General features: G+C 72.7%; 17 protein-coding genes. 10 read left to right on the forward strand and 7 right to left on the reverse strand.

Annotation, left to right across the window (positions count from 1 at the left end):
• Positions 1–4 precede the first annotated feature (4 nt).
• Genes M0M48_RS07100 through M0M48_RS07110 form a run of 3 tightly spaced genes read right to left on the reverse strand, consistent with a single transcriptional unit; the run spans position 5 to position 2943 of the window.
• Positions 5–436: a YchJ family protein gene (locus M0M48_RS07100; protein ID WP_215815061.1), complete on the reverse strand. Its 432-nt coding sequence runs from the start codon at positions 434–436 to the stop codon at positions 5–7.
• Positions 429–1748, reverse strand: coding sequence for a D-arabinono-1,4-lactone oxidase (locus M0M48_RS07105; protein ID WP_257750593.1), 1320 nt, complete (start codon positions 1746–1748; stop codon positions 429–431). Before M0M48_RS07105 ends, M0M48_RS07100 begins: the two co-directional genes overlap by 8 nt.
• Positions 1717–2943 carry an MFS transporter gene (locus M0M48_RS07110; protein WP_257750594.1) on the reverse strand — a complete coding sequence of 409 codons (1227 nt, stop codon included), beginning with the start codon at positions 2941–2943 and terminating at the stop codon, positions 1717–1719. The genes M0M48_RS07105 and M0M48_RS07110 overlap by 32 nt, the downstream gene beginning before the upstream one ends.
• A 32-nt stretch (positions 2944–2975) precedes the next feature.
• Here M0M48_RS07110 and M0M48_RS07115 point away from each other — a divergent pair, with 32 nt between their 5' ends.
• The 3 genes from M0M48_RS07115 to M0M48_RS07125 all read left to right on the forward strand — a co-directional run bounded on the left by M0M48_RS07115 (position 2976) and on the right by M0M48_RS07125 (position 5258).
• The gene (locus tag M0M48_RS07115; protein ID WP_257750595.1) at positions 2976–4043 is read left to right on the forward strand and encodes a ferrochelatase; all 1068 of its coding nucleotides are present in this window, start codon (positions 2976–2978) and stop codon (positions 4041–4043) included.
• Positions 4040–4831: an inositol monophosphatase family protein gene (locus M0M48_RS07120; RefSeq protein ID WP_257750596.1), complete on the forward strand. Its 792-nt coding sequence runs from the start codon at positions 4040–4042 to the stop codon at positions 4829–4831. Before M0M48_RS07115 ends, M0M48_RS07120 begins: the two co-directional genes overlap by 4 nt.
• Positions 4832–4967: 136 nt before the next feature.
• Complete coding sequence (locus tag M0M48_RS07125) at positions 4968–5258, forward strand: DUF4193 domain-containing protein (RefSeq protein ID WP_215815057.1); 291 nt, start codon at positions 4968–4970, stop codon at positions 5256–5258.
• Positions 5259–5318: 60 nt separating this feature from the next.
• Here M0M48_RS07125 and M0M48_RS07130 read toward each other — a convergent pair whose 3' ends face one another.
• Together M0M48_RS07130 and M0M48_RS07135 are read right to left on the reverse strand one after the other, a co-directional pair.
• Positions 5319–5609, reverse strand: coding sequence for a DUF4235 domain-containing protein (locus M0M48_RS07130; RefSeq protein WP_215815056.1), 291 nt, complete (start codon positions 5607–5609; stop codon positions 5319–5321).
• 9 nt (positions 5610–5618) lie between these two features.
• The gene (locus tag M0M48_RS07135) at positions 5619–6098 is read right to left on the reverse strand and encodes a DUF3093 domain-containing protein (RefSeq protein ID WP_257750597.1); all 480 of its coding nucleotides are present in this window, start codon (positions 6096–6098) and stop codon (positions 5619–5621) included.
• 51 nt (positions 6099–6149) lie between these two features.
• On the opposite strand from M0M48_RS07135, the gene dut reads away from it, so the two are divergent.
• From dut to M0M48_RS07155, 4 genes are read left to right on the forward strand one after another with little or no spacing between them, the layout of a single operon-like run.
• A complete protein-coding gene (gene dut / locus M0M48_RS07140; protein ID WP_215815054.1) occupies positions 6150–6632 on the forward strand; it encodes a dUTP diphosphatase in 483 nt (160 codons plus the stop codon).
• Complete coding sequence (locus M0M48_RS07145) at positions 6629–7279, forward strand: DUF3710 domain-containing protein (RefSeq protein WP_257750598.1); 651 nt, start codon at positions 6629–6631, stop codon at positions 7277–7279. The genes dut and M0M48_RS07145 overlap by 4 nt, the downstream gene beginning before the upstream one ends.
• A 13-nt stretch (positions 7280–7292) precedes the next feature.
• Entirely contained in the window at positions 7293–7652 is a 360-nt protein-coding gene (locus M0M48_RS07150; protein WP_257750599.1) for an OB-fold nucleic acid binding domain-containing protein, read from the forward strand.
• Positions 7649–8398: a DUF3159 domain-containing protein gene (locus tag M0M48_RS07155; protein WP_257750600.1), complete on the forward strand. Its 750-nt coding sequence runs from the start codon at positions 7649–7651 to the stop codon at positions 8396–8398. Before M0M48_RS07150 ends, M0M48_RS07155 begins: the two co-directional genes overlap by 4 nt.
• Positions 8399–8418: 20 nt before the next feature.
• Here M0M48_RS07155 and M0M48_RS07160 read toward each other — a convergent pair whose 3' ends face one another.
• Both M0M48_RS07160 and M0M48_RS07165 read right to left on the reverse strand, forming a co-directional pair.
• Positions 8419–9120: a potassium channel family protein gene (locus M0M48_RS07160; protein ID WP_257750601.1), complete on the reverse strand. Its 702-nt coding sequence runs from the start codon at positions 9118–9120 to the stop codon at positions 8419–8421.
• Between the two features lie 11 nt (positions 9121–9131).
• Positions 9132–9797 (reverse strand): potassium channel family protein, encoded by a 666-nt coding sequence (locus tag M0M48_RS07165; protein ID WP_215815619.1) that lies wholly within the window; start codon positions 9795–9797, stop codon positions 9132–9134.
• A 44-nt stretch (positions 9798–9841) separates the two neighbouring features.
• Here M0M48_RS07165 and M0M48_RS07170 point away from each other — a divergent pair, with 44 nt between their 5' ends.
• From M0M48_RS07170 to M0M48_RS07180, 3 genes are all read left to right on the forward strand, one after another.
• Complete coding sequence (locus M0M48_RS07170; RefSeq protein ID WP_257750602.1) at positions 9842–11896, forward strand: APC family permease; 2055 nt, start codon at positions 9842–9844, stop codon at positions 11894–11896.
• Between the two features lie 70 nt (positions 11897–11966).
• On the forward strand, positions 11967–12428 hold the full coding sequence (locus tag M0M48_RS07175) for a peptidase inhibitor family I36 protein (protein WP_257750603.1): 462 nt from the start codon (positions 11967–11969) through the stop codon (positions 12426–12428).
• Between the two features lie 43 nt (positions 12429–12471).
• Complete coding sequence (locus M0M48_RS07180; RefSeq protein WP_257750604.1) at positions 12472–13599, forward strand: class I SAM-dependent RNA methyltransferase; 1128 nt, start codon at positions 12472–12474, stop codon at positions 13597–13599.
• Positions 13600–13710: the final 111 nt, after the last annotated feature.

Below are 13710 nucleotides of genomic sequence, written 5' to 3' on the forward strand. Positions count from 1 at the left end.
CCGGTCATTTGTCGACAATGGGCGCGGCCGCGCGCGACCAGCGGGCCTTGCCGCGCACGTAGAGCCACGCCTCGCCCTGGCGCCGGAACCGGCTGACCTCGTGCAGTGCCCCGGGGACGCCGTCGATCTCGTGGCGGGCGAGGAACTCCACGACGCCGCGCTTCTCGCCGATCCCGCCGCCGTCGGCACCGAGCACCTCCAGGCCGGTCCAGCGGATCCGGTCGTCCAGGTCGAGGGACGGCGGCCGGGTGGCGGGGTGCCAGGTGTGCAGCAGGTACGACGCGAGCCCCTTGGTGAACGCCGAGTACCGCGAGCGCATCAGCTCCTCGGCCGTCGGCGCCGAGCCCGGCGCGCGGTGGAAGGGCCGGCAGCAGTCGTCGTAGGTCCGCCCGGAGTCGCAGGGACAGGCCGGCCGGCCGCCGGCGGCCTCAGGCACCGAGCACCCGGTCGAGGTAGGCGTTGGTGAACACCCGGTCGGGGTCGAGCCGGTCGCGCAGCACGAGGAAGTCGGCGAAGCGCGGGTAGAGCGGCGCCAGCCCCTCGACCCCGCGGGTGTGCAGCTTGCCCCAGTGCGGACGGCCCTCGTGGGCGCGCATGATCGGCTCGAGCAGCCCGAAGTAGGCCGTGTGGTCGGCGCGGTGGTGGGTGTGGAAGGCCAGGTAGAACGAGTCGCGCTGGTACGACGTCGACAGCGCCACGTCGTCGGGCGGCGCGACCCGGATCTCGACCGGGAACGACACCTTCAGGCCCGAGCGCTCGAAGGCGGTGCGGCACTCGCGCAGCACGTCGAGGCCGACCTCGCGCGGGACGGCGTACTCCATCTCGCGGAAGACGACATTGCGCTCGGTGGTGAACACCCGGTGCGCGATGTCGGCGTAGGTGCGCGGGCCGAGCAGCCGCGACGCGAACCGGTTGGCCGCCGGGATCGCCCGCGGGGCCAGGTTGAGCGCGGCGGTCTGGGCGCCGAAGACCTTGTTGGAGAGCAGCTCGTCGTCGAGCCAGGCCCGCCAGCGGGGGAGCGGCTCGGCCGCGGAGAGGTCGGTGCCGACCCGGGTGTTGCGCTTGGTCAGCATCCGGTCGGAGTGGGGGAACCAGTACATGTCGACGTGGTCGTGGGCCGCGGTGAGGTCGTCGAAGGACGCCATCGCGTCGGCCCACGACATCGGCTGCTCCTCGGCCCGCAGCAGGAAGAGCGGCTCGACCGCGAAGGTGAGCGTGACGAGCACGCCGAGCGCGCCGAGGCCGACCCGGCCGAGCGCGAGGACGTCGGGGTTCTCGGTGGCCGAGGCGCGCAGCACCTCGCCGGTGCCGGTGACCAGCTCGAAGCCGACGACCTGGGCGGCCAGGCCGGCGGCGCGGCCGCCGGTGCCGTGGGTACCGGTGGAGATCGCCCCGGCCAGGGTCTGCTCGGCGATGTCGCCCATGTTGTGCAGGCTCAGGCCGAGGCGCGCGAGCTCGGCGTTGAACACCTTGAGCTGGGTGCCGGCGAGCGCGGTGACGGTCATCGCCTCGCGGTCGACGGCGACGATGCCGCGCATCCGGTCGGGGCGCAGGTGGATGTCGTCGGGCACCGCGATGCCGGTGAAGCTGTGCCCGGTGCCGGCGGCCTTCACGGTGCGTCCGGCGGCGCGGGCCCGGGTCACCAGGTCGGCGACCTCGGTCGCGTCGGCCGGTGCCGCGACCTGGAGCCCGGTCGCGGACTCCAGGCCGGACCAGTTACGCCAGGTGCTCGGCTGGGGGGTGCTCATGGGGACGCACGCTATCCGGCACGGCCACGACCTTGACCAGCAGCGCGCCGATCAGGGCCAGGGTCCCGCCCACCAGGCACACGAGGTACGCCGGGGAGGCGCCCGCGTGGTCGATCACGACGCCGGCGATCGCGGCGCCGGGCGCCAGCCCGACGGCGAGGCCGGTCTGGATGAAGGCCATGCCCTCGGTGAGCCGGGCCGGCGGCAGCACCTTCTCGGCCAGCGACATCGCCGCGATGAGCGTGGGGGAGACCGCGACGCCGCCGAGCAGCAGTACCACGGCCATCAGCGCGATGTTGGGGACCAGGGCGAGGGGCGCGGCGGCGAGCATCATGCCGAAGGCGCCGATCCGCAGCCGGGTCAGCGGCCCGCGGCGCCAGGTGATCGCGCCGGAGACGACCCCGGCGAGCAGGCTGCCGAAGGCCCAGATGCCCAGCAGCACGCCCGACAGCGACTTGTGCCCCTGCTCGTCGGCGAACGCGACGGTGACCACCTCGGCGGCGCCGAAGACGATGCCGAGCGCGGCCGCGACCAGCGTGAGCGGCGCGATCGCCCGCCACGGCATCGGTGGCCGGGTCGTGCCGGTGGGGGTCCGCGGGTGCGCGGGCGGCTCGGTGCCCCGCTGGGCGGCGAAGGCGTAGGTGCCGATCAGGCCGCAGGCCAGCGCGGTCCACAGCCCGGCGGCCGGGTGCACGCTCGTCGCGAGCACGGTCACCGCGATCGGACCGAACAGGAAGACGGTCTCGTCGCCGACCGCCTCGTAGGAGAACGCCGTGTGCAGCCGCTCGGGCCGGTCGGCGAGGTGGTGCGACCAGCGGGCGCGCACGCAGCTGCCGACCGAGGGGAGCGAGGCTCCGGTCAGCGCGGCGAAGGCGTACGTCGTCCAGCGCGGCCAGTCCCACTCCAGGGTGCCCATCGCGAGCGCGAGCCCGGCGCCCCACACGGTGATGACGACCGGCAGCACCCGGCTCTGGCCGAGCCGGTCGATGAGGCGTCCCTGGACGATCGCGAAGCACGCGTTGGCGACCAGCGCGACCGCCGAGACCGAGCCCGCGAACGCGTAGGAGCCGGTCTGGTGCTCGGCCAGGAGGACGATGCCCAGGCCCACCATCGAGATGGGCAGCCGGGCCACCAGACCGGTCAGGCTGAACAGCGCCGTCGCGGGCGTGAAGATCTGGCGATAGGTCTGCAACATCGTGGCGTCATCGTCCTCCGTAGGCTGGTGCCGTGCCGAATCCGGACCCGACTCCCTCAGTGACCGACCCCTACGACGCGCTGCTCCTGGTCTCCTTCGGCGGACCCGAGCGGCCCGAGGACGTCGTGCCGTTCCTCGAGAACGTGACCCGAGGCCGGGGGATTCCACGTGCCCGACTCGAGGAGGTCGGCCAGCACTACTTCCTGTTCGGGGGCCGCTCGCCGATCAACGACCAGAACAAGGCGCTCATCGCCGCGATCGAGCAGGACCTCGCCGAGCACGGCCTCGACCTGCCGGTCTACTGGGGCAACCGCAACTGGGCGCCCTACCTCGACGACACGGTCGCGCAGATGGCCGCCGACGGGGTGCGCCGGGCGATCTGCGTCACCACGTCGGCGTACTCGTCGTGGTCGAGCTGCCGGCAGTACCTCGACAACCTCGAGGGCGCGCTCGCCGCGCTGCCCGAGGGCGTCGCCGCGCCGCGGCTCGACAAGGTCCGCGCCTACTACGACCACCCGGGCTTCGTGAGCGCCAACACCGACGGCGTGCTGGCCGCGCTGGCGGACCTGCCCGACGAGGTGCGCGACGCGGCCCGGCTGGTGTTCGTCACCCACTCGATCCCGATCTCGATGAGCGAGAGCAGCGGACCCGAGGGCGGCGCGTACGTCGCCCAGCACCTCGACGTCGCCGCCACGGTCGCCGCCCGGGTCGCGGCCGCCACCGGCGTCGAGCGGCCCCACGAGCTCGTCTACTGCTCGCGCTCGGGTGCCCCGCACGTCCCGTGGCTCGAGCCCGACGTCAACGACCGGCTCGAGGAGCTGGCCGGTGAGGGGGCCGCGGCGGTCGTGCTGATCCCGGTCGGCTTCGTCTCCGACCACATGGAGGTCGTCTACGACCTCGACACCGAGGCGCTCGCCACCGCCGAGCGGCTCGGCATCCCGGCCCGCCGGGCCGCCTCGGCCGGCACCCACCCGGCGTTCGTCAGCGCGATCCGCGAGCTCGTCCTGGAGCGCGCGGCCGCCGAGCGCACCGCGCCGCAGGCCTGCGTCGACCGCTGCCCGCCGGGCTGCTGCCTCGGCGCCCGGACGGCGCCGGCGTGACCGGTCCGGCCGCGCTGCGCGGGCTCGCCGAGGACGTCGCCCGCGAGGCCGCCGTCCTGGTCCGCGAGCACGCCGCCCAGGGCGTCTCGGTGGCGGCCACCAAGTCCAGCGAGGTCGACGTGGTCACCGCCGCGGACCGGGCCAGCGAGGAGCTCATCCGGCGGCTGATCCTGGAGGCCCGTCCTGGTGACGGCTTCCTGGGCGAGGAGGGCGACGACGTCGTGGGCACCTCCGGGGTGCGCTGGATCGTCGACCCGATCGACGGCACCGTGAACTTCCTCTACGGCCTCCCCGAGTACGCCGTCTCGGTGGCCGCCGAGGTCGACGGCGAGGTCGTCGCGGGCGTGGTCGTCGACGTGGCCAAGCAGGTGGTCTATGCCGGTCACCGCGGCGGCGAGGCCACCCGGGACGGCCGCCCGATCGCCGTCCGGGGCCCGGCGCCGCTGGCCCACCGGCTGGTCGCGACGGGGTTCAACTACACCCGCCCGGTGCGCACGGTGCAGGCCGCCGCGGCGGCCCGGCTGCTGCCCGAGATCCGCGACCTGCGGCGGACCGGCTCGTGCGCGCTGGACCTGTGCCGGGTCGCCGAGGGAGCGCTCGACGGCTACGTCGAGGAGGGGGTCCACCTCTGGGACCACGCCGCCGGAGGGCTCATCGCCCGGCTCGCCGGAGCCCGCCTCCTGGTCACTGTCGGGGCCGCCGGGACCGAGGCCGTGGTGTGTGCTCCGGCACACGGTTTCGAGGAGCTGCTGTCCGCCGTTCGGACGGCCGGGTTCCTCCGGGAATAGGCGGCGTCCGGTCGCTGTTCTGCCGACTCGCATCGCCCCGGGTGGTCACACCTTGGACCGATGGTGCACAATCTGCCGCGCCGATCCGCACGCCGTGCGGACGGCCGGCAAGCCGAGGGGAGAGAGCACACACGTCATGGCGACTGACTACGACGCACCGCGCAAGAACGAGGACGAGCAGTCCGAGGAGAGCATCGAAGAGCTCAAGGCGCGCCGCCACGACAAGAACTCCGGCAAGGTCGACGAGGACGAGACGGAGGCCGCGGAAGCCTTCGAGCTCCCCGGCGCCGACCTGTCGCACGAGGAGCTCGCCGTCGAGGTGAAGCCCAAGCAGGACGACGAGTTCACCTGCATGAGCTGCTTCCTGGTCCACCACCGCAGTCAGCTGGCGGACCCGAAGAAGATGATCTGCAGGGACTGCGCCTGACAGACGACAACGGCCGTGGCGGTCTGACCGCCACGGCCGTCTCGTTGTCCCCTGGCGCGCTCAGGCGCCGTCCTTGCGCAGCCCCGGCGGCAGCTGGCCGGTCGAGCGCAGGTAGTAGCCGGCGGCCCGGCGCTGGGCCAGCATCTTGGCGAGCGCGACGAAGGTGCCGCTGACCGCGGCCCACGCGACCGCCTCCCAGACGTCGACGTCGGGGTCGGCGGGGTTCACCGGCGGCTGCTTGCCGGTCGCGGCCCGCCAGCCGGTGTCGAGACCCTTCTTCGCCACGGCCGCCGCGCCGAGCGCGGCGACGAGGGAGAACGCCGACCAGACCTTGGAGCTGTCGTTTGCCATGCCCGGAGCCTATCGGCCGGGACTGCGCGCCTCGTTGAGTGCACCGGCCAGCGCCTTCGGGTGCCGCGAGCTCACCAGCCAGTAGGGCGCGGGGTCGGCCGGGTCGGTGATCTCGACCCTGACCGACTGCTTGAGGTAGGGCCGCAGCAGCAGGAACGCGCGGACGTCGGCCTCGGGCCCGGACACCCGGCGCGTCTGGTCGGCGTCGAGCGGCTGGGCCGTGCCGACGTACGAGGTCTCGATGCGGGCGCGCCCGGCGCGGAACCAGCCGTCGCCCACGACCACCCGTGCGCCGCCGTAGGAGCGCAGCGCGGCGCCCAGGCCCGCCATCGCCAGGCCGGTGATCAGCCAGGCCAGCCACGGCGCCTTCTCGTCGAGCGCCACGATCAGGACCAGCCACAGGCTGGCGATGAGCATGGTGCCCTGGGCCCACCAGCGCAGCGGGACGCGCAGGCGCTCCTGGTAGGCGGTCGCCGCACTCTCACTCACGGTGAGGATGATCCCATCCCCCTGGTCACGCTCCGTCGCTAGGGTCTCCCCGTGCCTGATGATCTGGTGATCTCCGTCCAACAGCTCGACCCCGAGCTGCCGCTGCCCGCCTACGCCCACCCCGGCGACGCCGGCGCCGACCTCGTGGCCGGTGTGGACGTGACGCTGGCGCCGGGGGAGCGGGCCCTGATCCCGACCGGGATCGCGATCGCGCTGCCCGAGGGCTATGTCGCCCTGGTGCACCCGCGCTCGGGCCTGGCGGCCCGGCACGGCCTCTCGATCGTCAACACCCCCGGCACCGTGGACGCGGGTTACCGTGGAGAGATCAAGGTGCTGCTGATCAACCACGACCCGGTGGAGCCGATCGCGCTGCGGCGCGGCGACCGGATGGCGCAGCTCGTCGTCCAGCGGGTCGAGCGGGCGCGGTTCGTGGCGGTCGACGCCCTTCCCGAGAGCGTGCGTGGTGAAGGCGGCTACGGTTCTACCGGGGGGTTCGCTGCGAACCCGGCGAACCCGACGAGGAGGACACAGTGAGGCTGCGGCGCAAGGCCGGAGACCCGGTCGACGAGACGACCGAGGCGACGACGGCGGACGAGACGGCGGACGTCTTGGCCGACGACGCCCACGACGGCCCCTACGATGTCGACGAGCTGCCCGACGACGGGCTCGACCGGCTCGACCTCGGCTCGCTGCTCGTCGCGCCCCTGGCCGACCGCGAGCTCCGGGTCCAGGTCGACGAGCAGTCCGGCGCGGTCCGCGCCGTCCTCCTGGCCACCGACGACGGCGCCCTCGAGCTGCGCGCCTTCGCCGCCCCGCGCAACGGCGACCTGTGGAGCGAGGTCCGTCCCCAGATCGCCGCCGACGCCGCGCGCCGTGGCGGCACCGCCACCGAGCGCGAGGGCCGGTTCGGCACCGAGCTGGTCTGCGAGGTGCGGATGACCCGCCCCGACGGCGCCACCGGCACCCAGACCTCGCGTGTGATCGGCGTCAACGGCCCCCGCTGGCTGCTCCGGGCGACCTTCCTCGGCGAGCCGGCCCGCGATCCCGAGACCGCCGCCGAGTGGGAGTCCGCGATCGCCCGGGTGGCGGTGCGCCGCGGCAACCACGCGATGCCCGTGGGCGAGCAGCTCCCGCTGAACCTGCCCGACGGCGCCGAGCCCAGGGCCGTCCCGGCGACCTGAGCCGGAGACCCCCATGCGCACCAAGAGCCGTCTGCGGCGCACCATCAGCCGCTGGGCGAATCCCGACGAGGCCGAGGCGCGCGACCTCCGCAAGGAGTTCGAGCGCGAGGGCGTCGTCTGCATCGGCGAGGCGCCCGACCGCGAGCCGGTCCGGCTGCGCGGCACGCTGCGCACCGTGACGCTGCGCCCGCGCGGCGGCGTACCGGCGCTCGAGGCCGAGCTGTACGACGGCACCGGCGTGGTCACCGTCATCTGGCTGGGCCGGCGCCGGATCGCCGGCATCGGCCCCGGCCGGGCCATCGAGGTCCGCGGCCGGGTCAGCGCCAGCGACGGCACCCGCGTCCTCTACAACCCCCACTACGAGCTGCTGTGAGCGCCGACGAGAAGGCCGAGACGCCCGAGACGCCGGCCGAGCACCCCCACCTCGGCGTCGACACCGTCGAGGCGCTCGTGCGGATGCAGCTGGCCACCGCGCTGGGCGGCCGGCGCGGCATGCTCGAGGCGGCCGTGCCCGGCATCGTGTTCACCGTGCTCTGGCTCAGCACCAAGGAGCTCCAGTGGGCCCTGGTCGCCAGCCTCGTGGTCGCCGGCGCGGCGCTCCTGCTGCGGCTGGTCCAGCGCAGCAGCACCCAGTTCGTGCTCAACGCGATCTTCGGCATCGGCATCGGCTGGGTGTTCGTGCGCTGGGCCGAGAGCTCGGGCGGCTCGGAGTCCGACCAGGCGCTCGCGTTCTTCCTGCCCGGCATCCTGATCAGCCTGGGCTACACCGTCGTGCTCGGCTTCACCTGCCTCATCGGCTGGCCGATGCTCGGGTTCATGCTCGGCAGCGTCACCGGGGACGCGACCGCCTGGCACGAGGACAAGCAGATCGTGCGGCTGTGCAGCCGGCTCACCTGGGTGATGCTGCTGCCCGGCGCGATCGGCGTCCTGCTCCAGGGTCCGGTCTGGCTGCTCGGCCACCAGGGCACGATGGACCCCGACCGGGCCGTCGTCCTGATCCTGATCCTGCGCACCGGCCTCGGCTGGGTGCTGCGGATCGGCTCCTGGTCGGCGATGATCTGGCTCCTGGCCCGCAACGCGACCCCGCTGGAGCAGCAGGCGCGCGTCGCGGAGGCCTGAGCCGGCTCAGCCGGCCCGGCTCAGGTCCGCTTCGGGTCCTCCGGCGTACGCCGCTCCGGGTGCGAGGACGGCGCGAGCAGCCGCTCGAGCTCGTCCTCGGCCTCGCTGGGCACCACGAACAGCAGCTCGTCGCCCGACTCCAGCGGCTGCTCCGGCGTCGGCACGTAGACCTGGCTGTCGCGCAGGATCGTGACGAGCGCGCAGTTCTCGGGCAGCGGGATGAGCCCCGAGGCCTTGCCGACGTACGGCGAGTCGGCCGGCAGCGTCATCTCGACCAGGTTGGCGTTGCCCTGGCGGAAGGTGAACAGCCGGACCAGGTCGCCGACGGTCACCGCCTCCTCGACCAGCGCGGACATGATCCGCGGCGTCGACACGTTGACGTCCACGCCCCAGGCCTCGGTGAAGAGCCACTCGTTGTTGGGGTGGTTGACCCGGCCGACCGTGCGCGGGACGCCGAACTCGGTCTTGGCCAGCAGCGAGGTGACGAGGTTGGCCTTGTCGTCGCCGGTGGCGGCGATGACCACGTCGCACTTGTCCAGGCGCGCCTCCTCGAGCGAGGAGAGCTCGCAGGAGTCGGCCAGCAGCCACTCGGCGTCCGGCACCCGCTCGGGGCGGATGGACGCGGGGGACTTGTCGATGAGCAGGACCTCGTGGCCGTTCTCGATCAGCTCGCGGGCGATCGAGCGCCCGACGGCACCCGCTCCGGCAATCGCGACTCGCATCGTCGGTCTCCTCAGCCCTCGTGCTCGGGCCCGCGGCCGAGCACCTCGTAGGTCAGCTCGGCGGTCTGCTCGTGGGTGACCAGGTGCAGCATGTCGCCCTCCTGGACGACGGTCTCCCGGTCGGGCAGCATGCCCTCGCCGAGCCGGTCGATCCACGCCACCCGGCAGCGGCCCTGCTGCTGGAGCTGGCCCACGCGGGCGCCGACCCAGACCTCGGGCGCGGCCAGGTGGTCGACCCGGATCGAGCCGGACGGGTCGCGGAAGTCGGGCTCGGCGCCGGCCGGCAGGATCCGGCGCAGCACCTGGTCCGCGGTCCACCGCACGGTCGCGACCGTGGTGATGCCGAGCCGCTGGTAGACCTCGGCCCGGCCCGGGTCGTAGATCCGGGCGACGACCTGCTGGATGCCGAACGACTCGCGGGCGACCCGCGCGGCGATGATGTTCGAGTTGTCACCGCTCGACACCGCAGCGAAGGCGTCGGCGCGGCGGATACCCGCCTTCTCCAGGACCTCCTGGTCGAACCCGACGCCCGGGATCTTGTCGCCGTTGAACCCCGGCCCCAGGCGCCGGAACGCGTCCGGCTCGGAGTCGATGATCGAGACGGTGTGGTTGCGGTCCTCGAGACTGCGCGCCAGCGTCGAGCCGACGCGGCCGCATCCCATGATCACGACGTGCACGGTGAGCACGCTATCCCACGTCCGATGCCCTACCGTTGTCGCTCGTGGGTGTCGGTGATGTCTCGAAGCGCATCCTCCTCGGTCGCAAGCTGAGGAGCGCTCAGCTGGGGGAGACGCTGCTCCCCAAGCGGATCGCGCTCCCCGTGTTCGCCAGCGACGCCCTCTCGTCGGTGGCCTACGCCCCTGACGAGATCTTCATCATGCTCGCGATCGCCGGTGCGTCGCAGTACATCTGGTCGTGGAAGATCGGCATCGCGGTGGCCATCGTGATGGCCGCGGTCATCGCGTCGTACCGGCAGACGGTGCACGCCTACCCGTCCGGTGGCGGCGACTACGAGGTCGCCACCGTCAACCTCGGGCGGACCGCCGGCATGACCGTGGCCAGCGCACTGCTGGTCGACTACGTCCTGACCGTCGCGGTGTCGATCTCCTCGGGCGCCAACTACGCCTCGGCGGCGATACCCGCCTTCCAGGACCACGAGGCGACCATCGCCGTGGTCATGGTGGTGCTGCTGACCGCGATGAACCTGCGCGGCATCCGCGAGTCGGGCACCTTCTTCGCCGTCCCGACCTACCTGTTCATGTTCGCGATCCTCGGGATGTGCGCCTACGGCTTCCTCGAGATGACCCTCGGGACGCTCCCGATGGCCGAGAGCGCGGGCCTCGACATCACGCCCAAGGAGGGCTGGGAGGACCCGCTGACGACGTTCGGCCTGGTCGTCCTGCTGGCCCGCGCCTTCTCGTCGGGCTGTGCGGCGCTGACCGGTGTCGAGGCGATCTCGAACGGCGTACCGGCGTTCAAGCGGCCCAAGAGCAAGAACGCCGCGACCACGCTGCTGCTGCTCGGGCTGATCGCGATCACGATGATGATCAGCGTCATCACGCTGGCCAAGCAGATGGGCCTCAAGTACGTCGACCCGCACCCCGCGGACCTCGCCCGGCTGACCAAGGACGGCCAGCCGCTGCCCGAGGGCTACGACCAGCACGCGGTGATCGCCCAGATCGCGCGGGCGATCTTCCACGACTTCAGCCCCGGCTTCTACTTCGTGGTCACCGTCACCGGCGTGATCCTGGTGCTCGCCGCCAACACCGCCTTCAACGGCTTCCCGGTGCTCGGCTCGATCCTGGCCAAGGACGGCCTCGCGCCCCGCGCCCTCGGCGCCCGCGGCGACCGGCTGGCCTACAGCAACGGCATCGTCTTCCTGGCGCTCATGGCGATCGTCCTCATCGTCGCCTTCGACGCCGAGACCACCAAGCTGATCCAGCTCTACATCGTCGGCGTCTTCGTCTCGTTCAACCTCAGCCAGCTCGGCATGATCCGGCACTGGACCCGCGCGCTCACCACCGAACGAGATCCCGCCGAACGACGGCGGATGTACCGCTCGCGCGTCATCAACGCCGTCGGCCTCTCGTTCACCGCCGTCGTGCTCGTCGTCGTGCTGCTGACCAAGTTCCTGGCCGGTGCCTGGATCACCATCTTGGCGATGGGCTTCTTCTTCGCCGTGATGAAGGGCATCAAGAAGCACTACGACAACGTCGAGCGCGAGCTCGCCGCCGACGAGACCGACAAGGCGCTGCCCACCCGGGTGCACGCCATCGTCCTGGTCTCCAAGCTCCACAAGCCGACCCTGCGCGCCCTGGCGTTCGCCAAGGCGACCCGGCCCAACTCGCTCGAGGGCGTCTACGTCTCGGTCGACGAGAAGGAGACCGCGCGGCTGCTGGAGGAGTGGGACGAGCGCAACACCGGCATCCCGCTCAAGGTGCTCCACTCGCCGTACCGCGAGGTGGTCAAGCCGATCATCGAGTACGCCTCGGCCATCCGCCGGGCCAACCCGCGCGGCGTCGTCGCCGTCTACATCCCCGAGTACGTCGTGGGCCGCTGGTGGGAGCAGCTCCTGCACAACCAGACCGCCCTGCGCCTCAAGGGCCGGCTGCTGTTCACGCCGGGCGTCATGGTCACCTCGGTGCCCTACCAGCTGCACTCGTCGCAGATCGCGCGCGAGCGCGAGGAGCGCGAGGAGCAGCGGGTTCGGCCCGGCGACCTTCGGCGGGGCCGGGTCACGCCGGGCGAACGCGACGACCGCCAGCTCCGCCGCTGACCGTTGTGGTCCCGCTCCGCCGAGCGCATGCTGAGGGTCCGCAACCTCGACTCGGACGATGGAGCTGGACATGGGATCTCGGAGCAGGACGCTGGCCGCGGCCGGCACGTTGTTGATCGGCGCCACGCTCGGCGCCGTCCCGCAGGCGTCGGCGGTCCCGGTGACCTCCGCGGCCGCCGCGGCGCCCGGCACGGCCGGCTACCTCAACATGTGGGTGGACGACAACTACGAGACGTGCGCTTGGAGCCGGCTCAACTACGACAGCAACTTCGGCAACGACTGGTGCGGCGCGGGCACGATGCACGCCCTGCGCCTCGACGACAAGCTGTCGAGCTTCGTCAACAAGACGAGCGACTGGTGGGTGCTCTACGAGGACAAGGACTACGGCGGCGCGCGGGTCTGCGTCCGGCCGAACTCCCACGACGCCAACATCGGCAACGACACCTCCTACGAGGACGACATCTCCAGCGTCGAGCGACGCGGCACCACCAAGCCGGCCAACTGCACGGACACCACCGGCACGGCGAACTGACCGCCGGTGCGGTGATCCCCGCCGGGACGGCTAGGTTTCCGGCATGACCCGACAGCGGACCGGCCGCCCCCGTACCAAGAAGGCCCGTGGGGCCTCGGCCGTCGGCCGCCGCCTCGAGGTCGAGATCGGTCCGGTCGCGCACGGCGGGCACTTCGTCGCGCGCGCCGAGGACCGGGTGGTCTTCGTGCGGCACGCGCTGCCCGGGGAGCGGGTCGTCCTGGAGATCACCGAGGGGACCGAGGGCGACAAGTTCTGGCGCGGGGACGCCGTCGAGGTGCTCGCCGCGGCTCCCGAGCGCGTCGCCGCCCCCTGCCCGTACGCCGGGCCGGGCCTCTGCGGTGGGTGCGACTTCCAGCACGTCGCGCTCGACGCGCAGCGCCGGCTCAAGGCCGACGTGGTCGCCGAGCAGCTGCGCCGGGTCGCCAGGCTCGACGTGAGTGTCGAGGTCGAGGCGGTGCCCGGGGACGACGAGGGGCTGCACTGGCGCACCCGGCAGCGGTATGTCAGCCTGCCGGGCGGTGCCCGCGGGATGCGCAAGCACCGCTCCCACGACGTGCTGCCGGTCGAGCAGTGCCTCCTGGAGGCGCCCGCCGGGCCGTCGTACGAGGTGCGGGGCCTGAGGTTCGAGGTCGCCGACGGCGGCTTCTGGCAGGTCCACCCCGGGGCGCCCGAGGCGCTGGTCGGTGCGGTGCTCGACGCGCTCGCGCCGCGGGCGGGGGAGTCCGCCCTCGACCTGTACGCCGGCGTCGGGCTGTTCAGCCGGTTCCTCCTCGACGCGGTCGGACCCACGGGGCGCGTCGCGGCCGTCGAGGGCGACCACACCGCCGTCCAGCTCTCCGAGCGCAACTGCCCCGGGCTGCTGGCCCGGGCGGGCGATGTCGGCGGCGTGCTGGCCGGCGAGCTCCCGCCCGAGTGGGACCAGGCGGACCTGGTCGTGCTCGACCCGCCGCGGGTGGGCGCCAAGCGGGCGGTCGTCGAGCAGGTCGTGCGGCGCGCGCCGCGGGCGGTCGCCTACGTGGCCTGCGATCCCGCGGCGCTGGCCCGGGACGTGGCGATCTTCGCCGAGCACGGCTACCGGCTGAGCGGGCTGCGCGCCTTCGACCTGTTCCCGATGACGCACCACGTCGAATGCGTTGCCTTGCTGACGAAAAGCGGGCCTGACCTGCGGTGATGCGATTGGTCTCCTCGGCGCCGGACCCTGAAATCCGGCCTTAGGGCTCACTTTGGGCTCACTTTGAGGTTTCGAGCTCGGCTTCTGATGCCGTCATCGTGTCCTGCGCGA

Origin of the sequence: Pimelobacter simplex (genome assembly GCF_024662235.1) — a bacterium.
GTDB lineage: Bacteria > Actinomycetota > Actinomycetes > Propionibacteriales > Nocardioidaceae > Nocardioides.